The organism is Pseudomonas sp. LBUM1644 (genome assembly GCF_059716195.1).
Genome location: NZ_CP166812.1, coordinates 2,447,900 through 2,471,833, shown reverse-complemented (window position 1 = coordinate 2,471,833; position 23,934 = coordinate 2,447,900). Strand labels below are relative to the sequence as shown.

The 23,934-nt window shown below is 56.8% G+C and carries 19 protein-coding genes and 1 pseudogene; 11 read left to right on the top strand and 9 right to left on the bottom strand.

The genetic code is table 11. The features are described 5' to 3' along the window. The first annotated feature begins 55 nt into the window (after positions 1-55). On the top strand, positions 56-958 hold the full coding sequence (locus ACA052_RS11175) for a LysR family transcriptional regulator (RefSeq protein WP_497649710.1): 903 nt from the start codon (positions 56-58) through the stop codon (positions 956-958). A gap of 62 nt (positions 959-1,020) precedes the next feature. Here ACA052_RS11175 and ACA052_RS11170 read toward each other — a convergent pair whose 3' ends face one another. Beyond that, positions 1,021-2,958, bottom strand: coding sequence for an LTA synthase family protein (locus ACA052_RS11170; RefSeq protein ID WP_497649709.1), 1,938 nt, complete (start codon positions 2,956-2,958; stop codon positions 1,021-1,023). 450 nt (positions 2,959-3,408) lie between these two features. Here ACA052_RS11170 and ACA052_RS11165 point away from each other — a divergent pair. The 4 genes and pseudogenes from ACA052_RS11165 to ACA052_RS11150 all read left to right on the top strand — a co-directional run. Further along, a pseudogene (locus ACA052_RS11165) lies at positions 3,409-3,807 on the top strand (COG4705 family protein); the annotation flags it as partial. Between the two features lie 163 nt (positions 3,808-3,970). Next, positions 3,971-6,430, top strand: a complete 2,460-nt coding sequence (locus ACA052_RS11160) for a TonB-dependent siderophore receptor (protein WP_497649708.1) — start codon at positions 3,971-3,973, stop codon at positions 6,428-6,430. Positions 6,431-7,176: 746 nt separating this feature from the next. Then, on the top strand, positions 7,177-7,353 hold the full coding sequence (locus tag ACA052_RS11155; protein ID WP_497649707.1) for a hypothetical protein: 177 nt from the start codon (positions 7,177-7,179) through the stop codon (positions 7,351-7,353). Continuing rightward, entirely contained in the window at positions 7,328-7,672 is a 345-nt protein-coding gene (locus ACA052_RS11150) for a GGDEF domain-containing protein (RefSeq protein WP_497649706.1), read from the top strand. The genes ACA052_RS11155 and ACA052_RS11150 overlap by 26 nt, the downstream gene beginning before the upstream one ends. A gap of 85 nt (positions 7,673-7,757) precedes the next feature. On the opposite strand, the gene ACA052_RS11145 is transcribed toward ACA052_RS11150, so the two are convergent. Beyond that, complete coding sequence (locus ACA052_RS11145; RefSeq protein ID WP_497649705.1) at positions 7,758-10,574, bottom strand: amino acid adenylation domain-containing protein; 2,817 nt, start codon at positions 10,572-10,574, stop codon at positions 7,758-7,760. 245 nt (positions 10,575-10,819) lie between these two features. Further along, the gene (locus ACA052_RS11140; protein WP_497649704.1) at positions 10,820-13,381 is read right to left on the bottom strand and encodes an EAL domain-containing protein; all 2,562 of its coding nucleotides are present in this window, start codon (positions 13,379-13,381) and stop codon (positions 10,820-10,822) included. 895 nt (positions 13,382-14,276) lie between these two features. Here ACA052_RS11140 and ACA052_RS11135 point away from each other — a divergent pair. Next, the gene (locus ACA052_RS11135; protein WP_497650305.1) at positions 14,277-14,486 is read left to right on the top strand and encodes a hypothetical protein; all 210 of its coding nucleotides are present in this window, start codon (positions 14,277-14,279) and stop codon (positions 14,484-14,486) included. 88 nt (positions 14,487-14,574) lie between these two features. Here the strand turns inward: ACA052_RS11135 and ACA052_RS11130 are convergent, their stop codons facing one another. From ACA052_RS11130 to ACA052_RS11110, 5 genes are all read right to left on the bottom strand, one after another. Further along, complete coding sequence (locus ACA052_RS11130; protein ID WP_497649703.1) at positions 14,575-14,811, bottom strand: hypothetical protein; 237 nt, start codon at positions 14,809-14,811, stop codon at positions 14,575-14,577. Positions 14,812-14,833: 22 nt separating this feature from the next. Further along, positions 14,834-15,835 carry a cytochrome d ubiquinol oxidase subunit II gene (cydB, locus tag ACA052_RS11125; RefSeq protein WP_497649702.1) on the bottom strand — a complete coding sequence of 334 codons (1,002 nt, stop codon included), beginning with the start codon at positions 15,833-15,835 and terminating at the stop codon, positions 14,834-14,836. Between the two features lie 12 nt (positions 15,836-15,847). Beyond that, positions 15,848-17,224, bottom strand: a complete 1,377-nt coding sequence (locus tag ACA052_RS11120) for a cytochrome ubiquinol oxidase subunit I (RefSeq protein WP_497649701.1) — start codon at positions 17,222-17,224, stop codon at positions 15,848-15,850. Between the two features lie 356 nt (positions 17,225-17,580). Beyond that, positions 17,581-18,507 (bottom strand): Gfo/Idh/MocA family protein, encoded by a 927-nt coding sequence (locus tag ACA052_RS11115; RefSeq protein WP_497649700.1) that lies wholly within the window; start codon positions 18,505-18,507, stop codon positions 17,581-17,583. A gap of 36 nt (positions 18,508-18,543) precedes the next feature. Then, positions 18,544-19,641, bottom strand: coding sequence for a helix-turn-helix transcriptional regulator (locus ACA052_RS11110; RefSeq protein ID WP_497649699.1), 1,098 nt, complete (start codon positions 19,639-19,641; stop codon positions 18,544-18,546). 113 nt (positions 19,642-19,754) lie between these two features. Here ACA052_RS11110 and ACA052_RS11105 point away from each other — a divergent pair, with 113 nt between their 5' ends. From ACA052_RS11105 to ACA052_RS11095, 3 genes are all read left to right on the top strand, one after another. After that, positions 19,755-20,627 carry a hypothetical protein gene (locus tag ACA052_RS11105; protein WP_497649698.1) on the top strand — a complete coding sequence of 291 codons (873 nt, stop codon included), beginning with the start codon at positions 19,755-19,757 and terminating at the stop codon, positions 20,625-20,627. A gap of 50 nt (positions 20,628-20,677) precedes the next feature. Next, the gene (locus tag ACA052_RS11100; protein WP_497649697.1) at positions 20,678-21,040 is read left to right on the top strand and encodes a hypothetical protein; all 363 of its coding nucleotides are present in this window, start codon (positions 20,678-20,680) and stop codon (positions 21,038-21,040) included. A gap of 92 nt (positions 21,041-21,132) precedes the next feature. Continuing rightward, entirely contained in the window at positions 21,133-21,507 is a 375-nt protein-coding gene (locus ACA052_RS11095) for a nitroreductase family protein (RefSeq protein WP_497649696.1), read from the top strand. Positions 21,508-21,530: 23 nt separating this feature from the next. Here ACA052_RS11095 and ACA052_RS11090 read toward each other — a convergent pair whose 3' ends face one another. Then, entirely contained in the window at positions 21,531-21,779 is a 249-nt protein-coding gene (locus tag ACA052_RS11090; protein ID WP_497649695.1) for a hypothetical protein, read from the bottom strand. A gap of 285 nt (positions 21,780-22,064) precedes the next feature. On the opposite strand from ACA052_RS11090, the gene kdpF reads away from it, so the two are divergent. Together kdpF and kdpA are read left to right on the top strand one after the other, a co-directional pair. After that, a complete protein-coding gene (gene kdpF, locus ACA052_RS11085; protein WP_349294113.1) occupies positions 22,065-22,157 on the top strand; it encodes a K(+)-transporting ATPase subunit F in 93 nt (30 codons plus the stop codon). Further along, a complete protein-coding gene (gene kdpA / locus ACA052_RS11080; protein WP_497649694.1) occupies positions 22,154-23,926 on the top strand; it encodes a potassium-transporting ATPase subunit KdpA in 1,773 nt (590 codons plus the stop codon). Before kdpF ends, kdpA begins: the two co-directional genes overlap by 4 nt. Positions 23,927-23,934: the final 8 nt, after the last annotated feature.

The following is a 23,934-nucleotide window of genomic DNA, read 5'->3' as shown; positions in this document are numbered from 1 at the left end:
GTCATTGATCCCGTCTAATCTAACTTGGCATTCGATTGATACCTGGATTAGATCAATGTTCGAGCTCACCCAATTACGCTGTTTCACCACCGTGGCGACGGAACTGAATTTCCGTCGTGCCGCCGAGCGGCTGAACATGACGCAACCCCCGCTCAGTCGGCAGATCCAATTGCTGGAGCACCACTTGGGGGTCGAGCTGTTCACCCGCACCACCCGCAGCGTCGCCCTGACCGCCGCCGGTCGCGCCTTTTTCATCGAAGCGCAGAACCTGCTGGAGCGCGCCCAGCAAGCCGCCGTCACCGCCCGACGCTTCGCCGAGGGCGACATCGGTTCGGTCAATATCAGCTTCGTTGGCAGCGCGGTCTACGAGTTCCTGCCCAAGGTCATCGCCGAGGCACGGCTCAAGCAACCCCATGTAAAAATCGACCTGGCGGAGATGAACACCTACCAACAGCACGAAGCGTTGCGCGCCCGGCGCATCGACCTGGGCATCGCTCGCGCGCCACTGCTGGAGCCCGGCTACTCCACCGAATGCCTGGTGCGCGAGCCGTTTGTATTGGCCGTGCCCAGCACTCACCCCTTGGCCAGTGCCGAAACCGTGACGGTCAAAGACCTCGATGCGCAGCCATTCCTGATGTATTCCCACGCGGCCTATCCACCGTTCAACGAACTGCTGACCGGTATGTTGCGCTCGGCCCGCGTCGCGCCGAATTACGTGCAATGGCTCGGCTCGTCACTGACCATCCTCGCGCTGGTCAACGCCGCCATGGGCCTGGCCCTGGTGCCCCGTTGCGCCACCAGCGTGGTGTTCAAGAACGTGGTGTTTCGCGATATCGACCTGGGGGAAGGCGTGCAGAGCGAGTTGCATCTGATCTGGCGCGAGAACAACGACAACCCGGCATTTGCGATGTTGCTGGAGGCCATTCGACGGGCGGTGCGCGAGGGTTGGGGGGTGTAGTTCGGGTATCGGCCAGCCCCTGCATCGCTAAACCAGAATGCAGGGGCAGCTAACGGCGGGAGCTATTGACGGTCGGCGAGTTGGCTGACGGGCCAATCCAGCAAGCGATGAGTGAAACCATAACTCGCGGCCTGATAGTAGGTAATCGCACGTGCGACTAGCGGGTCTTCGATCTCAACCGTCACCTCATGACTGGCGCCCAACGCATCATTGTGGCGCCGAAACGTCGCGCGGGGGCTGAGGATCGCCAGATCCTTGCCATCGAACAAGCCCAGGTGCTGGTAATTGCCCACCACCACGCGGGGCGGCAAGGTGGACGGCTGAAGCAGATTACGCCCGAAGAATGTTGACTCGTAGTCAATATTCAGCAGGCCCACCAGGGTCGGGGCCAGGTCGATCTGACTCGCCAGTTGGCCCTCTTCACGCGCTGGAAGGAGTTTGGGTGCATAGATGAACAACGGAATTTGGTAGTTCCGAATCGGTAGATCTTCCTTGCCCGCACTGCCCGCGGTGTGGTCGGCGACAAAGACAAAAATCGTGTCGTCGAACCAGGCTTTTTTCCGCGCCGCTTCAAGAAACTGGCCGATTGCATAGTCGGTGTACTTCACCGCGCCGTCACGGCCGTCACCGGACGGAATATCGATCCGGCCGTCAGGGTACGTGTATGGACGATGATTGGAGGTGGTCATCAGTTGCAGCAGGAACGGTTTGCCTGAGGCGAAATTCTGGTCTGCCAGTTTCAGCGTTTGCCGGTAGAGATCTTCATCAGCCATACCCCACGCATTTTTGAAATGGATCTCGGCCTCGTCGACACTGCTTTGATCAACGACCCGGTAACCGTTGCCGCTGAAGAACGCGTTCATGTTGTCAAAGTATCCACGGCCGCCATACACAAACACACTGTCGTAGCCAATGTAACTCAGTTGCTGGCCCAGGCTGGCGAACCCGCTTTCACGCCCGACTCGCTTGACGATCGAGCGGCCCGGCGTCGGTGGAATGGACAAGGTAATGGCTTCCAGGCCCCGATCCGTCCGGGTGCCCGTGGCATAAAAGTTGTTGAAGTACAGGCTCTCTTTTCGCAGTTGATCAAGGTTGGGGGTCAGGTTGCCGGGATGCCCATTGCTGCCCATGTATTTGGCGCTGAAGCTTTCGATCGTCACCAGAATAATATTATGTGGCCGGGTTTTATCGCCCTGGGTCAGGGTACGGCGCACGTCGAGTGAATCCTTGCCGATGAACTGCGCCCCGGTTTCCGCCAACTCTTGGCGAATGTGCCCGCCTACGGTGTCGTTCGGCAACGTGCCATAGAACTGGTCGTAGTCCAGTTCATTATTGCGAAATGCGGCAAAGAACTGATAAGGACCATTGCTCGCCAGCTCATGTTGATAGGTGTTGCCGCCCCTGCCGCGTGGAGTGTCCTGGTCAACAACCAACAGAACAACAGCACTCATCGCACACATCACGCCGATACAATGCAGACGCTGGCGCCAGGAAGGTAATGGCGCACTCATCACCCGCTGCAGGGGTTTGTGCAAAGCAATGCAGATAACCACCGCGATCACCGCCAGTGCGCCCAGCAATTTGCCAACAGGATAGGACTCCAGGATGTTGCTCAACACCTCGTCGGAGTACACCAGATAGTCCACGGCAATAAAATTGAAGCGTACGCCGAACTCATCCCAGAACAGCCACTCAGCCACGGCAGTGAACAACATGGCGAAAACACTGACCGTCAGCAGCCCCTGCAAAAACCAGCGGTGCCCACATGAACGCCATAACGATGGCGGGCACAACAGCACATACAGGCCCATCGGCAGTGCCGCATACAGTAAAAAGCTCAGGTCGTATAAAAACCCTATGCCAAAGATCGACGCCAATGCGGTGCCGGCCTCTGAGAAATGAGTCGCGAGTAGCACCAGGCGGGAGAGGGAAAAAATCACTAGCCACAAACCAGTGATCATCAGTAGGAAACGAAGCGGGGCTGAAGCAGGCAAACGCATGTGTAACTCCTTGTTGTACTGCCCTCCGTTTTAAAATTGTTATGCCGATTGGCCGACACATCATTGGCATCAGGACTTTCTTGTCTTCGAATGCGCTCAGTTATGAATCGTTTGAGGAGGGCAACAAAAATCTAGCCCTCGCTTTAGCAAAATTTTGTCAACACGATGCGAATTAATGGGTATTCATGCTGTCTCGAAACATCTAGAAACAAGACTGCGAATAACGGGCCAAATGCCAATCAGTTAAGCCGTGATGCGGTCTGTAGGAGCTGCCGCAGTCTGCGATCTTTTGATCTCTATTTTTTAAAAGCAAGATCAACAGATCGCAGCCTACGGCAGCTCCTACAAGGTATGCGTTGCCAAATGTCATTCCCTCAGGCTCAGCTAAGTTTCGCTACGTACCTTCTCCCCTGCGCACCTTCAGCGCTGCTCAGGAGAGGCTTTCCGCCGATGAAACCCGCAATAGCCGGCTGGCTCAACAAAGTACCCGAGGTGACGCTGTCCTTCTGGGTGATCAAGATATTGTCCACGACAGTGGGTGAAACCGGCGCTGATTTCCTGGCCGTCGATGTCGGCTTCGGCGCTGGCCCGACCAGCATCGGCATGGCGGTTTTTTCAGTCCTGCTGGCGATCAACTTCCTGGTCTGGTACCGCATGGAACACAACCTGTCGATCCGTGAAATTGTCACGACACGCCGGGAGTTGTTCTACTGGGCCACCGTGCTCTGCACCTTCGCCCTGGGTACCGCGGCCGGTGATCTGGCGACCGAAGCGCTGGGCCTTGGCTTCACCCTTGGCGCGGTGATCTTCGGTGCAATGATCGCTGCCACCCTGGTGGCCTGGCGCCTGCAATGACAGGGCCGTCATGGGCGAGCGCAATTCGTGGGCCGCGTCGGCAACGGTTTGAAAACAGCGAACCCAAAATAATTTCACTTTTCACTGATACCTTTTTCCCCGTCGTTCGGTGTGTAGATGAATTCTCAATTTCTCTCGCATTCCACGGGCATGCCGAATGACTTCAAGACCGCTCCAGTATTTCTCCAAAATCAGCCCTGCTCGTCTTCCAGTGAACATCCTGAGCCTGGCCATCGCGCTGAGCGTTATGGCGCCAGTGCACAGTGTCCTGGCAGCCGACACCACTGGAAGCGAAGCCACGCACAGCTATGCCATCGCGCCCGGAACGCTGAGCACTGTATTGGCGAAATTTGCGGCGACCTCGGGCGTGCTGTTGTCATTCGACGCACAATTGTTGGGTGATCTGAAAAGCGCAGGGCTGCAAGGCACTTACACCGTGCAATCGGGCTTTGCACAGTTGCTGCAAAGCAGCGGCTTCATGCTGTTGAACACTGGCGCGAACAGCTACACCGTCACGCCGCAAGTCGACGCCGGGGCCGCGCTGGAATTGGGTGCAACCACCATCAGTGGCGTAAACAGCCCGTCGGCGGACACCTACGCCGGTGGCCAGGTTGCGCGCACTGCCCGTCTGGGCATACTCGGTAACCGTTCGATCAATGACGTGCCGTTCAGTGTGGTCAGCTACACCGCGAAGACCATCGAAGACCAGCAGGCGCGAACCGTGGGTGATGTGTTGCTCAACGATGCGTCGGTGCGCCAGTCATCGGGCTTCGGTAACTTCTCCCAGGTGTTCACCATTCGTGGCCTGCCGCTGGTCAGCGACGACATTTCGTTCAACGGTCTGTACGGCGTGCTGCCACGGCAGATCATCACCACTGAAGCCCTGGAACGGGTCGAACTGTTCAAGGGTCCGAACGCGTTCATCAACGGTGTGGCACCGTCCGGCAGCGGTATCGGCGGCAGCGTCAACCTGGTGCCGAAACGCGCGCAAGACACCCCGACGCGCAGCGTGACCCTGGATTACGCCAGTGACAGCCAGGTCGGTGGGCACATTGACCTTGGCCAGCGCTTCGGTGAAGACAATCGCTTCGGCGCTCGAGTCAACCTGGCTGAGCACGGCGGCGACACGGCGGTGGATGACGAAAACGAGCATTCACAACTGATCGCCGTCGGTCTGGATTATCGCGGCGATCGCCTGCGGGTCTCGACCGACCTGGGTTATCAGAAACAACGCATCAACAACGGCCGTTCCGTGGTGTATCCCACGGGCACCAAAGTCCCGCATGCTCCGTCGGCCAAGGACAACTACGCCCAGGACTGGACGTGGTCACAGCTCGAAGACACCTACGGCATGGTCAATGCCGAATACGATCTCAATGACAATTGGACGGCCTACGCCGGCGGCGGTGCCAAGCACACCCGGGAAAACGGCCAATACTCATCGCTGTATGTTGCCAACGACGGCAGCGGCAAGGTCGGCTTTCTCTACTCGCCCCATGATGAAGACAATCAAAGCGCCATGGCGGGGTTGAACGGCCATTTTAATACCGGTCCGGTGACTCACCAGATTAACTTCGGGCTATCGGGAATTTGGGGCGAACAGCGCTCGGCCTTCGAAGCCATCCTGGTGGCGAACCGCGTTCCCGGCAATCTGTACAACCCGACGCAGGTTCCGCGGCCAACCAAGACTTACTTTGGCAGCGACATCCATGACCCGCGCGTCGTCGGTAAAAACCGCATCAAGAGCGCGGCGGTGTCCGACACCTTGGGTTTCATTGACGATCGCGTGCTCCTGACCCTTGGCGTGCGCCGCCAGTCGTTGGAAGTCGATGCCTGGAACACCACCAGCGGCGCACGCAGCGCCAATTATGACGCGTCGATCACCACCCCGGTCTACGGTCTGGTCATCAAGCCCTGGGAGCACGTGTCGTTCTACGCCAACCGCATTGAAGGCTTGGCCCAGGGCCCGACCGCACCGTCCACGGGCGTGACCAACCCCGGCGAAGTGTTTGCGCCCAATCGCAGCAAACAGACGGAAGCCGGGGTCAAGCTCGACTGGGACACCTATGGCGCAACGCTGGGCGTGTACCGCATCGAGCAGCCGAACAGCTCGACCTCGAGCACTCCGGGCTCGGCGCTGGGCACCTTCAGTGTGGATGGCGAGCAAGTGAACAAGGGTGTGGAGTTGAACGTGTTCGGCGAGCCGATTGAGGGTTTGCGCCTGTTAACCGGTGCCACCTGGATGGACACCGAACAGAAGAAAACCGCCAACGGCATCAATGACGGCAATCGTGCCGCGGGTGTGCCGCGCTTCCAATACAACGTCGGTGCCGATTGGGACGTTCCCGGGATCCAGGGCGCAGCCCTCAGCGGGCGCATGCTGCGCACCGGTGGCGAATACGTGAACGCGGCCAACACCCTGAGCATTCCGGCCTGGACCCGCGTCGATCTCGGCGCCCGCTACGGCTTCAAGGCCGACGACAAATACATCACCCTGCGTGCCAACGTTGAAAACGTCGCGAACAAAGCGTATTGGTCGTCCGCCTCGACGGCCAACAACTACCTGACGCAAGGCGAACCCCGCACGTTGAAGGTGTCGGCGACGGTGGATTTCTAGCCCGCGACTCAATCGTAATGCTGTTGTAGGAGCGAGCTTGCTCGCGATGGGCCCGAGATCGCCGCGTTTAGCCAGCAAACACGCGTTATCGTTAACGACCATCGCGAGCAAGCTCGCTCCCACAGGGGCCTATTCACAAAATGAATAGCATTACGGTCGGTCGCTCACACTTTCATTTTGCAAGTCGGCCAAGCGGTCAATTGCGTCCAGCCATCGCTTATATTGGCGTGCCCATTCAGGGCCACACGCCGTACCACTACGCAACATAGTGCTCACTACACGGAACACTTCTCTGTACTCAGCCTGCGCCTCTAGAGATTGCCTCAACAACTCGTCAACATTTTTAATGAGTCGGTCTCCTGCATCGGCGGCCTTCATCGCTCGACGTAAACTGCGCACAATAGAAATAGGCGTTCGCCCAACTGAGGCCTTGCATCCAATGCGTCGGTAAAGAGCCTCGGCCAGGCAAACGGAGAAATCATACCGGCGTAATTTTTTCCATGTGCAAGTGGTTTCCTGCCCCTCATAAGGAAAACTACCTACCCTTCCCCCCTCGCCCTCTGGCTCAGTACTTGTCCGGGGGGATACCTCCGATTTTCCTTATATACCGCGCAGAAAAGTGACTGGGCAATCCAGAATCGCCCAGTGTTGCGGCTCTTTACCGTGCATGGACTGCGAGGCCGGGGCGCTGGGCGAAACCAATCAACATCGCAATGACTTATTGACCTGCACGCGGACTTTCATTGATGGGTGAAGCCAAAGGCATACTCAAACACCCAGGAACACGCTGGCTTCAGACGTTCTCGCAACTGGTCACCGCCGTGGTCATGCTGGTGGGTGCCATCGTACTGCTGGGGTGGTTCTTCGATATTAGTCGCCTGAAGAGCCTCATCACGGGTGCCGTCTCCTGCACGCCGCTCTAGAGTCACCAGCCTGCTAATCTTCGCCGATGTCGATCGACTGAAACAAACGAACGACACTTATGGACATGAAGCCGGTGACCTGGTTATTGCCGCGACGGCACAGGTCCTCAAGGAATGCTTCAGGACGACGGACATCGTCGCTCGCATGGGCGGTGACGAGTTTGTCATCCTCGCGGTGGACTGCGGTGAATCGCCGGATGTCATCAATGCGCGCATGCAGGCGCGGATCCATGAGCTCAATACCAGCGGCCGATGTCACTACCCGCTCTCCCTGAGCACCGGCGTCGTCAGCTGCCTACCCCATGAGCCGATGCGATGATGTACGGCAACAAACAAAAACGCCGCACCCGGCCTGGCGAGGTGCAACCCCCGTAACCCGTTCAGGATTTTCAGGACTAAACACGTCATGCCACTCGCTCAATTGTCTCCGGACTGCTCTTCTTCCCTCCCCTGTTCCAGCGCATCAGAACAATTCGAACGGCCTTGTTCCACGAATAGGCAACCGCAATGCCACCGACTACAGCAAACGCTACCGCGATCGCCGGCTGGTCAATGATGTGACGGGCAACCGACTGGAACTGAAAGTGCGTCAAATAAATAAACAAGGTTGACGACGCTATTAATGCGACTCCCCGTGCAATGAGGCCCGGCACGGGAATAGACCTGATCCAGATCAGCGCCAGAACGGCAGGCAGGGCAATATCTATATATTCCCTCGCGACGAGTGCATACGGACCATACCCGAACATTGCCAAAACATCCTGCCAACCCACAACAACGACAGCAATTGCACTGACGATACATTTCTGGACGCTTGAATGAGCGTAGTGAATGGCCATGCCGAGCACCATGATCGCCAGATAATGCTGCGGCACTCGGTTATGAACCGCCGAAGCATCAAACACATACGCGTTAATCAAAATGCCTGCTATTACCAACACGCATGAAGCACTGACCAGATAAAAAAACGGGTTTGAAATTATAATTTTCCTGACTGTCGAGAACGACAGTACAAAGCCAATGATTGCGATCATCTGCACAAGGACTTCAAGATACCAATAGGCAAAAACACCGATCTGATTCGGGGGAAACCAATTTGAAATCAACAACAACGTCTGCCAATGAATCCTGTCGAACGCGATCTGAATCAGCGCGGTATAGAGTATTGTCGGGACCGCGATACTGATAACGGACTTGAGAAGCGTATGCACACTTCCCCGTTCCTCTATGGCTTTGAACTGGAATCTTGCCAGGCTGATACCGGAGATTAAAAACAACAGCGTCGTCTCGCCCGCCACCAACCATTCTGAAAACAAATTAAAATGCCCGACGACAATCAGCAGGATAGCGACCACGCGTAAAAAGACCGGTGCCTCCATCTCCCGAATGGATGACGTTGTCTTCCCGGTTTTGCTGGCCAGTTCACCCAGTTCGCGTACCGGCATCATTTCCCATTGGTCCGGCAATCGGCCAACCAGCCCTTCAAGTACCATTGAAGCCTGAACAAACGACAGCGAATCCCCACCCAATTCCACAAACGTCAGGTTGGCATCAACGCGCGGGACCTGGAGTATTTCAGCCCAGGAATCCGCGAGCTTGAGCGTCAGTGGCGATAGATCCTGGCTCGAGTCTGCGGCTGTTGCATCGGGATTACCGGCAAACGAAGGCAACGCCCGCTTATCAATTTTCCCATTCGGCGTCAGTGGAATAGCCTCCAGGAAAACGAACAGTGCCGGCACCATGTATTCCGGGAGCTGTTTGCTGACATGCTCACGCAATTCAACCGATGAAACAGCGGTGGTTGGCACGCAGTAGGCCACCAGCCTGACATTCGAACTGTCATTGGCCGTTACCACAACGCACTGCTTGATCCGGGGATGCCGTGACAGGACCCCTTCGATTTCTGTCAGCTCGATTCGATGGCCGCGAATCTTGACCTGATTGTCACCTCGTCCCAGAAAGCTGACACTGCCATCAGAAAGATAAGTACCCAGGTCACCGGTTTTATAACAAATGTCGTTCGCGACATTCGTAAACGGATTCACCACAAACTTTTCCCGGGTTTGCGCCACATCCCCCCAGTAACCCTGGGACAAATAAGGGCTACGGATAAGAATTTCTCCAACTGCGCCTTCGTCGACCAACTGACTGTTGTCATCCACGATCAGCAACTGCGCGCTTTCAATGCCTTTGCCTAATGCAATCTTTGCGTTATCGGCTTCAGGATCGACGTGATGGTACCCCATCGCCTGCGGGGTTTCGGTCGTGCCGTAAAAGTTCACGCTAACGGCATTGGGCGCAATGACGCGCATGTGTTCGCACAGCAAAATAGTTAACGCATCCCCGCCCCAAAACAGGTACCGCAGGTCATTGAATTGAAGTTTGTTTATTTTCGCTCCGGTTTCAATCAGCCTGCCCAAGGGCGGTGTCAGGTGAATAACCGATATTCCACTTTCCCGTATCCACATCGCCAACGCCGAAGGATCAATGACAGTCGATTGCGCAGGAATAACAACTTTGGCGCCAATCGAGAGAGGCGTAAAAACATCGCGGTATACCGGGTCATGACCCAGCCCGGACAACAACGAAAAACAATCGTCCTTGGATAACGAATGACGCTTGGCATGCCACTGGACAAAATGAACCAAAGGCGCATGTGTCGCCACAATGCCCTTCGGTTCTCCGGTGCTGCCGGAGGTAAAGGTTATATAGGCCGGGTGACCAGGATCGACTTCCGGCAAGACCGTTTGATTTACGGCGAATGCACGCAGCGCTTCGGTGGGCACTTCCGGAACTCTTACGGCTTGCGGAGTGGGCTCAAGGTGCTCGAGGCTGAGGTCGATTGTCGCCTCGCCGCAGAGCAGGACAAAGGAAGGCTCAAGCGCTCGAATGATTTGAGCGACGCGTGCAGGTGGATAAGCGATGTCGGCAACGGTGAACGTCAATCCGGCACGCAAGGCGCCGAGCATTGCATAGACCAGCCCCGCACAGCGACTCGAAACAATGACAACCCGGTCGGATTGCGTAGCGCCCTGTTCAATCAGGAAGGCAGCAATGCCCCCACTGATCTGTTCAAGCTGTTGATAGCTGCAACTCGCGTCTTGAGCGACGACAGCCATGGCTTCAGGCGCGCGCCTCGCCTGCTCCAGGAAATCCGTGAATATCGGACGTCCGACACAATATTCAAGAGGAAGCGTTGGGTTTGGCCGGGCGTCCTGCATGGTATTTCTAACTCCGCTTGATCTGCACGAGGTGAACGTCGTGACCCGAAAATCCTGAGTGAGAGGGCGCGGAGTTCATCGGTGGCCGAAAAAACCGTACGTCGAAATTCCGCGCAACGCTCAAGCGTAGTGCATGAATCGTGGAGCTGCCTGTTGAGTGGTTTGGGTCGGATGATTGAACGTTAGTGCACAGTGGCCCGCGGCGCCAACGCGGGCCCTGAAGCTGTTCGATAAATACGCGGTTTTCACAACGTTTCCTGGCGTTGATCAATGAACTGCATGAACGCCTCGCCAGCCAGCGGGACCGAGAAGAAGTTGCCTTGCCCGATCTCGTACCCCTGGGCCTTGAGAATGTCACGCTGGGTGGCGCTCTCGATGCCTTCAGCCACCACTTGCAGGGAAAGCCCCTTGCCGATTCCGATGACGGATTCGCTCAAGGCCCGGCAGGACATGTCGTATTCCAGGTCGTCGACAAAACTCTTGTCCAGCTTCAGCTCACTGATGGGCAGATGCCGCAGATACCCCAGGCTGGAATAGCCGGTGCCGAAATCATCGATCGCCAGCCGCACACCCAACGCATGCAGATCGCGGATGGTTTTCTCGGTCCCCAGGCTTTTGCACAGCATGACGCTCTCGGTCACTTCCACACACAGGTCGCCGGGTTGCAGCCCACATCGTTGCAATTCGCCGGCAATCATTGCGGCCAGGTCGAGGTTGTGAAAGTTGATCGGCGACAGGTTGATTGACATGGACGGGATCACCAGGCCTTGTTGGCGCCACTGGCGGAGCTGCTCGCAGGCCTCATGCAGGACCCATTGGCTCAGGTCATTGATCAATCCGCATTCCTCGGCAATGGGAATGAATTGTGTGGGCAAGATGTCGCCCAGTGTGGGATGCGTCCAGCGTGACAGCGCTTCGACACCGACCAGGCACCCACTGTTGAGATCGACTTGCGGTTGATAGAACAGGCGAAGGTCATCGCTGGCCAAGGCATTGCGCAGTGCCGTTTCCAGCACCAATCGGCCTTGGGCGATCCTGTTCATCTCTTCGACAAAGAAACTGAAGCTGCCGCACTCAGTGCGTTTGGCCTGGTACATCGCAATGTCGGCACGGTGTAAAAGGCTCTCCATGTCTTGACCGTCCGCCGGGAACAGGCTGATGCCAATGCTGGCCGAAACGACCACGGACGTACCGGCAATGCTTGCCGGGCGACTGAGGAGCGTCATCAGTCGTTCCAGAAAAGTGGTGATCTGTGTCGCGTTCATCCGGGGCAATACCAGCACGAACTCATCACCGGACAGGCGCCCGACCAGGTCAGACTCTCGAAGCACACTGCGTAGCCTCTGCGCCATGACACGCAGCAACTCATCCCCCGAGGCATGCCCTAGCGCATCATTGATTTGCTTGAAACGGTCCAGATCGATAAACAGCACAGCCAGTTCGGCGTGCTCTCGAGCCATTTCGACCAGCGTGCGCTGCGCTTGGGCCAGCAGGAACGTGCGATTGGGCAAGCTGGTCAACGCGTCGTAAAAGGCCATTTTTCGAATGGACTGACGTGCTTCTTCACGCTCAAGCGCCAACATGCACAGATGCGTGCCGGCCGTCACCAAGTGAGCATGCAGGGAGTCCGGTCCACGACTTTCCCTGAAATAGAGGGCAAACGTCGCCGCGATTCGCCCAGCACCATTGCGCACCGGCAGCGACCAACACGCCTGCAGACCGGACTTTTGCGCCAGTAATTTGTACTCGGCCCAGAGTGGGTCGTTATTGATGTCCGTCACCAGCACCGGCTCGCCCCGATAGGCCGCCGTACCGCAGGAGCCCGCCACCGGGCCGATGGATAAACCTTCGATGGCCCTGGAGTAATCCGTCGGCAAGCCAGGGCTGGCCAAGGGGTGGAGAATCCCGTTTGGGTCCACACTCAGGATCGACACAATGACTTCGGGGGCAATGCGTTCAATTTCATGGCACAGCAGGGTCAGCACGCTCTCCAGCGATTCCTCTTTCAACAAGGCGCCAATGACTTTGTCCTGTAACACCTCGTGCAGCTTTGACTGGGTAATGTCGGTCAGCACGATCACGATGTTCTCGACCTGTCCCTGGGCGTCGAACACGGGCGTGGAGGACACGTGCACCCACAGCCGCTGGCCATTACGTTTACTGATCAGTGCACTGAATTCATGTGGCTGGCCACCGAGAATCCTTTGCAGCCCGGGCTCGGCTTCTGCCCGAGCGTCGGACACAAAAAACATCATCGGTGATTGCCCTATCACCTCTTCACGGGAATAACCCAGCAACCCGACAAGCCCGTCATTGACGTAGATAAGATGAGCGTGAGTGTCGACGATGCAGGTCGCCGAGCGGGTCGCGTTGACAGACATCGATAGCAACCGGTGCTCGATGTCTTGCAAGCGCACTTGCGTGACATCCTTGAGGAACGCCGCGTACAGGGTTCGGTCCCTCAGGGCGATGGTCGAAACCGACATGACGCCCCAGCGCTCTTGACCATCCTTGCGCACGATCCGGACATCCCGACTGATGCCTGCAACCTTATTGACTCCAGCCTCGCGGTTTACACAGACATAATCATCGTGGTGCAGGCTCAGGGCCTGGGGGACCAGGCAATTGATATCGCTGCCGAGCACTTCAGCTCGCGAACAGCCCCAGAATCGCTCGGCCGCGGCATTGAAAAACGCCACGCGGTTTTGATCATCCACGACCACCACGGCATCGATCGCCTGCTCCAGGGTTTGCACGAAAAAACCTTCCGCCTCTTCGCCGCTCGTCAGCTCGACTCTGGTGTTCATCCGTTGCCACTTTTATCCATGCAACCACTGCTTTTCATCCTGAAAAGTCTGTGGCGCGCCATAAGACCCTTCGTTACCGGGAGGGGCCTATCATCGATAGCAACACTTGATTACGGCTTTTGACGCTGAACTGCCGGGTTTCATCGGCTGATCAACAGGATCACGAGAATGGCCGGTTAAACAGAGAGGATAGTCGGGATCTCAGATTTAGAAGCACTCAGAGCACCAGCAGCGCTTCATGTATCTCAATAGAAGGAATAGCATCGTCAATACGTCGGCTTTCAAGCCACTTCCGAGTTTTGCTGACATCGAAAATCTGGCCCTGATCCATCAACGTCAAGATGAGCTCGTCAGAAACGCGGTAGCGGCCACACTCTGGACAATCCCGCTCTTCCCAAGGGCCGTGACATTGAATGCGCTCCGCGACACCGACACATATAAGGCAATTCATCGCAATCACCGTTTTTTATACTTTTGCTCGATCCGTCATGGGCCAATAGTTTCAGCGCGTACAGAATCGAAATCGAGAGCACAGAAGAAGTGGGTGACTGGTCGACAGGTGGAATTCAGGCAAAGTTCGAGGGCCTGTCGCTTACAGTGGACATTGCTGACTCTTCAGGGTCAGCAAAGGCATCCGAATCATCGCCTCAAGCAGCCGGTTTGAGCACGACCTTAGTCCTACCGTTGTCTCGCGCATCAAAGTGCTTATACATACTGAAATTTTTTTTCCGAACGTGGCATCTCTTTATCGAGCGCACATCAGAAGATCAATTATCTTTACAGCATGGACGAACGCAGGGATAAAACGCCGCACTGCCCTGGTGACTGCTTGAAAAACGAAAGGTAAAAGGAGGATAAGAGCTTGGCCTATCTTGACTGGGTTCAATGGCCTGCGATGTTGGTAACGGTGCTTGCTGCGTGGCTGATCGGGTCTCAAAGGCCGACGAGGCGAATGGCCGGGTTTGTATGTTTCAGTTTGAGTAACGTGCTCTGGGTTATTTGGGGAGTCTACGCAGAGGCGTATGCTCTAATCGTTCTGCAGATTTGCCTTTTCCTGATGAATCTACGCGGGTTCAAAAAGAACTTTGAAGGACAGCAGAACTAGAGATTTATCGCTCGGGAGCCGGTGTTTATGACCAAAAACGGCACTTCAAATCTATCGAGTCGCGCTTTGCTGGTCGCTGCATCTGGCATCAACTGGACTGATCGACGACATTAATTTGCGTCAACCCTACCCGCTCAGCCTGCTCTAAAATCTCCTCTGGCCTCGCGTCCGCATTGGGCATGATCAGGCTGTTCTCTGCGTCACCAAAATGCAGCTGTAGCAGGTGCATCGCCGCCTCATGCAAGGGCAGCTGAGGCTGCTTGAGTTCGAATATGTGTGCACGGGGTTCACCGTTGAACAGGTATTCCAGTTCGTATTTGTGCATGGTGGGATCCTTGTAATTTCAGTCATTCACGATTAACTCGAACCTTCCCGCTAAAGACGCTGAAGCCGTAGGTGTTGTAGATGAGCGTTACCGGGATCAGAACAGCGAAACCGACCAGCATGAAAATCTGGCTGTTGGGACTTGAGGCAGCAGCCTGCAAGGTCAGCTGCGGCGGAACAATCATTGGATAGAGCGCCGCGATCATCAATGTAAACGCCAATACGAAAATGCCCAATGCGGCAAACAGTGGCAGAGAATGAAAACGGCCTCGAAACCCCAGAGCAAAGCCGATCAGCAGCATAATCAGCAGCGTGACTGCCGGTTCCCACACAAGCCGGTCTGAAAGCCGTTGCGCATAGCGAGTGTCCAGTGTCGCTGTCCAGGCAACCAACACAATCAACAACACCACGGTCACGAGCGCCAGCAACTTCGCCTGCAGACCGGATCGCCGCTGGAGCTCACCGACAGTGCGCCAATATAGCCAGCAAGCCCCCAACCACGTGTAACCCACCACGAGCACTGCACCACAATACAGCGGGAACATGTTGAGCCATTCCGCGCCATCACCGTTGTACTGCCCGGCGGCATTAGGAACGCCTTGTACAAGGGTACCCAACACGATTCCCTGTGTTCCACCGGCGATTAGTGAACCGCACGACAATAAGCCATCGACCGCGCGCTTAATGCCATCGCTGGGCGCGTAATCACGAAACTCCAATGTTGCCGCTCGAAGCATCAATGCCAGGAACATCAAGATAAAAGGCACATAAAGTGCCGGCAACAGGATGGCGTAGGCCAACGGAAACAGCGCCAGAAGGCCGCCACCTCCCAGCACAAGCCACGTTTCATTGGCATCCCAGATCGGCAAGATGGTCACGGCCATGGCTCGGCGGTCCTTGCCGCAACGCGTCAGGCCCATCAGCACCCCAACGCCCAGATCAGTGCCATCCAGCAGCACATAGTTCATCACCGAGAACGCCAGGGCTCCAGCAGAAAGCAGGACTATCCAATCAGTGTCCAACATGGATTCAGCTCCTCAGGATTGCCCTGTCTCGTCCGCCAGCGTCGGTTGCGGCCCGGCTTCATCCTCGTGCGGTGGCTCGCGCAGTATTCGTAGCAGCACCCAGAGTCCGATACCGAAGAGCAGCAGGTAAAACACCAGAATCGTCCAGGTCGAGCCAATCACCTGCTGGCGCGACACCGACGACAGACTGTCGGCTGTGCGCAGCAAGCCATAGACAGTAAAAGGCTGGCGGCCTACCTCTGTCACTACCCAACCGCAAAGCATCGCGAGGAACCCAGCCGGTGTCATCAGCACACACCCTCGCAGCATCCAACGCGCTGCGTACAACCTCTTTCGCCATCGCAACACCAAACTGGTCAGCCCCAGTCCCACCATCAACAGCCCCAGACCGACCATTAAACGAAACGCGAAAAACACAATCGGCACTGGCGGAATGTTTTGGGGAGGGAATTCATCGAGCGCGGCGATGGTGCCCGTCAGGTCGTGCCGCAGGTACAAAGAGCCAACGCGTGGAATCGCCACCTCCCAATGATTGCGTCGCTCGGCCATGTCAGGAATGGCAAACAGGCGCAACGGTTCCCCCGCGCCTGCCGCCGGGCGCGTCCATGAGCCTTCGATAGCAGCGATCTTCTGTGGCTGAACCTTGAGGCTGTGCTGACCGTGCAGGTCACCTACGACGATTTGCAGGGGTGACAGCACCACAATGATCCACAGCGCCATAGAGAATTGAAGGCGTGCTCGCGGGTTCTGCGGTAGCCGCAATAGTTGCCAGGCGCTGACACCGGCCACCAGGGTAGCAGTGCCCAGAAATGCCGCCAGCGTCATGTGGGCCAGCCGATAAGGAAACGACGGATTGAATATGATCGCCCACCAATTCTCGGCAATGAAGCGACCATCAGCGCCAATGGCGTAACCGGCGGGTGTCTGCATCCAGGAATTGGCAGAAAGAATCCAGAATGCACTGATCAACGAACCAAGGGCTACCGCGCAGGTGGCGAAGAAATGCAGACGAGGGCCGACCTTCTTCAGGCCGAACAGCATGATGCCCAGGAAGCCCGCCTCCAGGAAAAAGGCGGCGAGCACTTCGTAGAACATCAACGGGCCGAGAATATCGCCAGCCTGGGTCGACAGTCGCGACCAGTTAAGTCCGAACTGGTATTCCAGAATCAGCCCCGACGCCGTGCCCACCGCCACATTGATGGCGAATACCTTGAGCCAGTAAAGGTAAATATCCAGATAGATTTGTCGGCCACGCCACAGCCAGAGACCTTCCAGCACCATTAGAAAAATGGCCAAGCCGAGGGTGAGCGCGGCCAACACAATATGAAAACTAATGGTGATCGCAAACTGGGTTCGCGCAGCCATCAGTGCCGAATCGATGGCATTCATGCTCACCCGCCAGTGCACGGTGGTGGAAATACACTCTTTCCTGCCGTGCACGACTCTTCTGCCATGAGCACCAGGCTGTTCTCCCGAAGGTAATCGACTGTCACTGCCGCAATGAACATCACGTTTTCTCAATGAGGTCTGCGCAGTTGACCCCTGCGAGGCGTGTTCATTCCACGTTCTTTACGCAGGGAGCGATTTCAACTCGATTGAACAGAACGAAATTGCGTCAGATGAGCGGCCGCTTCAGCCTGCTCCAACTGAATCCAGCCAGAGCGGATAAACTGGGTGAATTGAAGGGCGGCGGTACCAAGTTCTCTAGCTGTTGGCGCTTGCCTCCGCCTCTACCCGAGCGGCGATTAGTCGTAGAACGGCTCAACCAACGCCCGACTGCCCACAAAAAAGCTGTCAGCAACCAGTCGCAGCGGCTGGAGGTCCAGGTCACTGGCCTTGTCGCCAATCAGCTGTTGAAAATGTCGATACACCGCCGCGTACTCGCCCTCCTCCGATACCGCTTGGCGCACGCCGTCAATACTCAACAGGGCGCCACCGTTGTCCAGTCGCAGGGTGCCTTCGGTGCAGCGAATCTCGATGCTCCAGAGTTCCTCATGACCGTGGTCGAAATCGAACTCCGCGCGGACATCGAGGTGGCGCGCGTCAGACATTTTGATGGACGCGGCAATAGGCGACTGGCAGTTGCCGGGGACTCGCAGTTCGGCAGACTCGACAAACAGCGGCAGCGGCAGCAGATGAGTGGCAATCGACAAGGCATTGATGCCGGGATCGAAGACGCCCAAGCCTCCGGGCTGCCAAATCCATGCCTGGCCGGGGTGCCATTTGCGCACGTCTTCTTTCCAGTCGATCTGTACGCTTTGCAGAGTGCGGCTGGCCAGCCAGTCGCGGGCGGCTTCGATGCCGGGCGCGTAGCGTGAATGCCAGGCGAACAACCCACTGACGCCTTGCGCCTCTACCTGATTCACCAACGCCATCGCTTCTCCCAGCGTGGCGCACGGCGGCTTTTCTACCAGCACGTGCTTGCCAGCGGCCAGTGCTTGTTGCACCAGGGCGAATCGACCTTGGGGCGGTGTGCAAAACGCAATCGCATCGACGTACGGGCCGTTTTCGAGCAGTTCGCTCAGGGACTGAAAATTCTCTACGCCGGCGCAGGGCCGCCCTTGCGTTGCGACAGACACCAACTGGAACGCGGGGTTGGCGTTGATAGCGGGAACGTGTTGATCCTGGGCAATCTTGCCGTAGCCCACCAGACCGAGACGGATCGGTTGCATCGATGACTCCTTTATTATTTTTTATCGGGATACAGATCACAGGTCAGCATCATATCTCTCTAGCGCCTGCTTCAAGACACTCCGAACGTGATCCCTCAATTTGCGTGGTGCAACGACTTGGATGTCTCCGGCATTGCTCAGCAGGAACAAGCGCAGCCCCTGTGTATCGGCTATCTGGCACGTGAGCCTCCAACCCTTTGTATCTTGAGTGATCACCTGCCCATCCGTCAGCGGGTTTTCGCTCAAGCGATTGTGCAAGTTGTCGCTAAGCCTTAGTTCCAGATCGATTGGCCCATCACTGTGGATCGTCATGAGATCCTTCTGAATGTCCACTGAGTGCACGTCGAACGCGGTCAGCTCGGGAATCTCCTGCCAGGAGGTCTCAACGTCCACCATCCGGTGCAGCATAAGGACACACGTCTTTCCCGGGCCATTGCTGCTGTACTTTCCACGCGGTGCATCAACAGGTGGTTCGAGACCGTCAGGCCACTTCTCCTCAGCGACCAGTGCGGACAGGTAAATATTCGAATCCTGATACGACAGTGCAAGCGGCTTGAGCCAATACCCGCACGTTTCGGCGGCTCCGGCATCTCTAGGGCGATAGACGACGTTCAGACTGCTGACGCCATCGATCAGCGCCTTCTGAATGGTTCTCAGGTGTTCCTCGTTGTACGCTCCCGGCCTGAGAATGGTAAACCGGGTGCCGGTAGTAATGCGCCCTTCTGCCACCAGGTCACGATGGGCCTTCTTCCATAATTCCGAGGATGCATAGGCCCTGAGTTTCGCCAGGTCCTCGGTGTCGGAGCGAAACCCGAAACGATCAGCGTGCTGGAAAATGGCTGTGAGCGTCATGCACTCCATTGGAGACAGCGTCAAATCAATACTGCCTTGCCCGCCAGCCCACAAAAGAGACTTGGCGGTTGGGTCCTTGGCAACCGGTTTCACCCATTGGGGGCGACCCGCCATGGCAACCAGGTCGCGACGCGTGGTTCTAATCGAATAGGCACCGAACTGCCCCTCCATGATGAGATGCAGCGATTCGGTCTTCTGTGGAGTGGTAGCGTCTTGAAGCAATTTGCGCAGCGCTTTTCGACGGCGCTCCCTGTCTGGAGCGGTGTATTTCGACCCGGCCAAAGAAAAAAACTCCCTGAATCACGATAAGGACAAAATGTGGTCCTACCAGTAGATACCCTCTCCTCGTTGGCACGCAATCGTGCGCTCACAACGCCAACCCACTGGAGTATCCAATGAAGACCGAACAGGCCTACGCTACCCTTCCCCACGTCGCTGGCTTCATCGCATGGCTGGCTGCCGAGCTTGACTCCACGACCTTGTTCAAGCACGAATACGTTGATCGCCGAAACGCAACCGAGTGGTCGTGTGACAGCCTGTTTGGTGCTTATGAAGGTTACCGTTGGAATTTCCCTGGCAACGAGCGTCTGGGATACAAACCTGGCATTTCTTCCGCCGCTAACGCGGGGGCCCACAAGGCGTTGCGCCAGGATCTTATCATCGCCGGCAACGATGATACGCTGGTGTTGCAAGCAGCCATCGATGTCATGGCCTGGGGCGGCGTCACGGCGCGTAACGTGGACTGGCTCAAGGCCAACAAACATAACCTCGGACGCACGATTCAGGAGGTTCAGTCGGCATTGTTGACGGGCGATGAAAACACTCCCGTGCTGCGCTCCAAAACGCTGCGCTTCAACTCCGGAATGACCAAGGTCTACTCGCTTCTGTGTCCTGGCCTCTGCATTTATGACAGCCGAGTCGCTGCGGGCCTTGGGGCGCTGGTTGTTCAATACTGCAAGGCGAACGGCCTGACTAAAGTACCCGATGCATTGTGTTTCCCCTGGGCAGCCGCAAAGGAAGGCAAGAACACCGTAGCCCCCAAGCGCCGCAACCCGAGCACTGGCACCCTGCACTTTAAACGCCTGCGTTCCGGGTCCCACCATGCGCGTTGGAACCTGCGCGCCAGCCATGTGTTAAACCAAATCGCGGAACATGCTCGCTTGCTCGATACCCCGTTTCGCCAGGTTGAACAGCCTGAAGACATTCGACTGGCCCTCGAGAACAGCCTGTTCATGCGAGGCTACGACCTCGGCGCAGAGGGCCTCTGAGCCCATGTCTGATCACAGCATCCGCTCGACTACCTGGCAGTGAGATTTCCATGGACGATATGACGCAATTGGACAGTTTGGTCCTGCGACTCGCCAGCGGTGGCATAGCCTCACCGGCACTTCGCCGGGAGGTGATGGCGGCTCATCCCGATCTGCGTGACAGCACTTATTTTTCCACCCTGCTGTCGCTTCAAAATCGCGGGCGGCTTGCCGGCCAGGAGATCACGGGTGTCTGGGTGTTTACTTCGATTGCTGAGGAACACATCCACAGTGACGAACGAGAGTGCAGCCCGGAGTTTGCAGAGATGATTATCGCGATGGACTGCGGTGAATGGCAGGAGATCGATGTCGATGATCTGTTGGCTGACTTGGATTCCATGATTCAGAAAGCGCGAGCGCGGAAGTCACCGTAATCGCCCCCCGAAAAAGCGTTCTTCTTGGTGACTTTTGCACCGACGCTGTCGCGAGTTCGTGCGTCTGCTACTGCCAGCACAAACTCGCATGGATGAACGTAGATGGATACCCTGCAGGAAAGCTCTCGCGCATTGCAGATCTGATCGAAACTGGATTGCTGAACTCAGCCGCTTTAGGTGATGAAAAATGGTTGGAAGACGCTCCTGCCGTCATCGCCATCGTCGCTGATCGATCGCTCGCAATCGATCATTTCGCGGCTCAGCAAGCCGACGGTTTAAGGGGCGCACGCTACGTTGATTTCGAAGCGGGAGCAGTCGCTCAGAATAAGTATTTGGCGGTCACCGCATCGGACCTGGGCGGTGTCGTCGTGATGGGTTTTGATGACATTAAGATGAAGGAAGCCTTGCGTCTTGAACGCCCCCTTTTTCCGGTCGCTCTTTTCTGCGTTGGGAATCCTCTCAAATAGGGCTGGGGCGCTCCCACAGTGTGTCATGCGGTGTTCGAGCATGCGCCAAGATCGCAGCCTGCGGCAGCTCCTACAGGGATCGGCACGAACAGGCGTTTACACCCGAACCCTGTAGGAGCTGCCGCAGGCTGCGATCTTTTGATCCTGAATACAGCTTCTACAGTCAACAACCCTTGATTGCGCAGCATCAGGAACCTCGCGTCACCAAGGTCCGCCGCCAGGCGATGTTTCTCGTCATCGCGAAGCGCAATGCCTTCGTAGTCGTGGTACACGGTCGACGCCAGCACGACAGTCGACTGAGTACGCCTGCCTTCTGGGCACTTCCGCCAAGCCCGCGCGGGTATGGGTCCGTGCTCTAACCGCCCTATCCTGGATCTTTATAAGATCTTTATTCTTTCGCCCCCAATCCTGTTAACAACTTACTAACCGAAAAACTAGGCTTCCTTCATTGCTGGAGGGAATGCCATGGACTTCATCTTTTTAGTTCTCGGAGCACTGTTTTTTATCAGCCTGGTGGGACTGGCGCGCGGCTGTGCGGCGCTTAACAGGAGGCGGTCATGACGGGCTTCTATCTGTTCGGCAGCCTGATAGCGGCCGGGTTGCTGGTTTATCTCGTCTGCGCGCTGCTGTTTCCGGAGGACTTCCTGTGACTATTCAAGCGTGGGTCCTGCTTGGCGCTTTCCTTCTGGCGCTCGGCATTCTGGCCTGGCCTCTTGGCCTTTGGCTGACCAGCGTGATGGAAGGCCGGTTTACCTTCGGTTCGCGCCTTGAGTCGCCGCTGTATCGCCTGGCGGGGGTCAAACCTGAAACCCAGATGAGTTGGCTTCAATACGCACTCGCCTTGATCGTATTCAATGCGCTGGGTTTGGTGGTCGTTTATGCCTTACAACGGTTGCAAGGTGTTCTGCCATTCAACCCGCAAGGCATGGGCGCCGTAAGTCCGGATTCGTCGTTCAATACAGCCGCCAGTTTCGTCACCAATACCAACTGGCAAGCCTACAGCGGCGAAGCAACGATGAGTTACCTGACGCAGATGCTCGCGCTGACAGTGCAGAACTTCCTGTCCGCCGCCACCGGTATCGTGGTGGCAATTGCCCTGATTCGCGGATTCGCACGCCACAGCGCGGACAGCATCGGCAATGCCTGGACCGATCTCACGCGCATCACCTTGTGGGTGCTGTTGCCACTGTCGCTGATTTTCGCGTTGTTCTTCGTGAGCCAGGGCGTGATCCAGAATCTTGACCCCTATAAGGAAGTCACGACGATGGAGGTCATGCAGTACCAGGTTCCAGTGCTCAATGACGCTGGCCAGCCGACCCTTGATGCGCAAGGCAATCCCGCATTGCAAAACATCAGCAGTGACAAGCAGACCCTTGCCATGGGGCCGGTGGCGTCACAAGAGGCGATCAAGATGCTGGGCACTAACGGTGGTGGTTTCTTCAACGCCAACTCGGCCCACCCCTACGAGAACCCCACCGCCATTACCAACTTCTTGCAGCTGATCGCGATTTTCCTGATTCCAACGGCGCTGTGCTTTGTGTTTGGCCATGTCGTCGGCGACATACGCCAAGGCTGGGCGCTGTTGGCGACGATGACGATCATCTTCGTGATCGCGGTAGTGGCTGTCACCCATTACGAACAAATCGGCAACCCGCAATTTTCAGCGCTGGGTATCGATACGGCGGCGGGCAACATGGAAGGCAAGGAGGTGCGCTTCGGCATCAGTGCATCCAGCCTGTTCGCGGCCGTGACCACGGCGGCTTCCTGCGGGGCGGTCAATGGGATGCATGACTCGTTCACGCCACTGGGCGGTGCGGTGCCGTTGGTGCTGATGCAACTGGGCGAGGTGGTGTTCGGCGGCACCGGCTCAGGCCTTTACGGCATGTTGGTGTTCGCCATCCTCGCGGTGTTTATCGCCGGCCTGATGATCGGCCGTACGCCTGAGTATCTGGGCAAGAAAATCGAAGCCTTCGAAATGAAGATGGTCGCCATCGCGATTCTGGTAACGCCATTGCTGGTGCTGTTTGGTACCGCTATCGCCGTCATGGCCGAGGCCGGCAGGCTGGGGATCGCCAATCCGGGCGTCCATGGCTTTTCGGAAATCCTCTACGCCTTCACCTCGGCGGCCAACAACAACGGCAGTGCATTCGCCGGCCTGTCGGCCAACACACCGTTCTACAACACGATGCTGGCCGTCATGACCTGGTTTGGCCGGTTCGGCGTCATCGTGCCAGTGCTTGCGGTCGCCGGCAGCCTGGCAGCCAAGAAACGCCTGGCGGTTACCGGAGGCACGATGCCGACCCACGGCATGCTGTTCGTGGTGCTGCTGATCGGCACCGTGTTGCTGGTTGGCTTGTTGAACTACGTACCGGCGCTCGCGCTGGGTCCCATCGTTGAACACTTCATGATGATCAAGTGAGATCACGA

Excerpts from the sequence above, each read along its gene's own strand:
- ACA052_RS11095 (WP_497649696.1), top strand. The coding sequence starts at position 21,133 with ATGAACGTAGATGGATACCCTGCAGGAAAGCTCTCGCGCATTGCAGAT.
- kdpF (WP_349294113.1), top strand. The coding sequence starts at position 22,065 with ATGACGGGCTTCTATCTGTTCGGCAGCCTGATAGCGGCCGGGTTGCTG.
- ACA052_RS11170 (WP_497649709.1), bottom strand. The coding sequence starts at position 2,958 with ATGCGTTTGCCTGCTTCAGCCCCGCTTCGTTTCCTACTGATGATCACT.
- ACA052_RS11160 (WP_497649708.1), top strand. The coding sequence starts at position 3,971 with ATGACTTCAAGACCGCTCCAGTATTTCTCCAAAATCAGCCCTGCTCGT.
- ACA052_RS11115 (WP_497649700.1), bottom strand. The coding sequence starts at position 18,507 with ATGCAACCGATCCGTCTCGGTCTGGTGGGCTACGGCAAGATTGCCCAG.
- ACA052_RS11100 (WP_497649697.1), top strand. The coding sequence starts at position 20,678 with ATGGACGATATGACGCAATTGGACAGTTTGGTCCTGCGACTCGCCAGC.
- ACA052_RS11155 (WP_497649707.1), top strand. The coding sequence starts at position 7,177 with ATGGGTGAAGCCAAAGGCATACTCAAACACCCAGGAACACGCTGGCTT.
- ACA052_RS11140 (WP_497649704.1), bottom strand. The coding sequence starts at position 13,381 with ATGAACACCAGAGTCGAGCTGACGAGCGGCGAAGAGGCGGAAGGTTTT.
- ACA052_RS11105 (WP_497649698.1), top strand. The coding sequence starts at position 19,755 with ATGAAGACCGAACAGGCCTACGCTACCCTTCCCCACGTCGCTGGCTTC.
- cydB (WP_497649702.1), bottom strand. The coding sequence starts at position 15,835 with ATGTTGGACACTGATTGGATAGTCCTGCTTTCTGCTGGAGCCCTGGCG.
- ACA052_RS11130 (WP_497649703.1), bottom strand. The coding sequence starts at position 14,811 with ATGCACAAATACGAACTGGAATACCTGTTCAACGGTGAACCCCGTGCA.
- ACA052_RS11175 (WP_497649710.1), top strand. The coding sequence starts at position 56 with ATGTTCGAGCTCACCCAATTACGCTGTTTCACCACCGTGGCGACGGAA.
- ACA052_RS11120 (WP_497649701.1), bottom strand. The coding sequence starts at position 17,224 with ATGAATGCCATCGATTCGGCACTGATGGCTGCGCGAACCCAGTTTGCG.
- ACA052_RS11145 (WP_497649705.1), bottom strand. The coding sequence starts at position 10,574 with ATGCAGGACGCCCGGCCAAACCCAACGCTTCCTCTTGAATATTGTGTC.
- ACA052_RS11135 (WP_497650305.1), top strand. The coding sequence starts at position 14,277 with ATGTTGGTAACGGTGCTTGCTGCGTGGCTGATCGGGTCTCAAAGGCCG.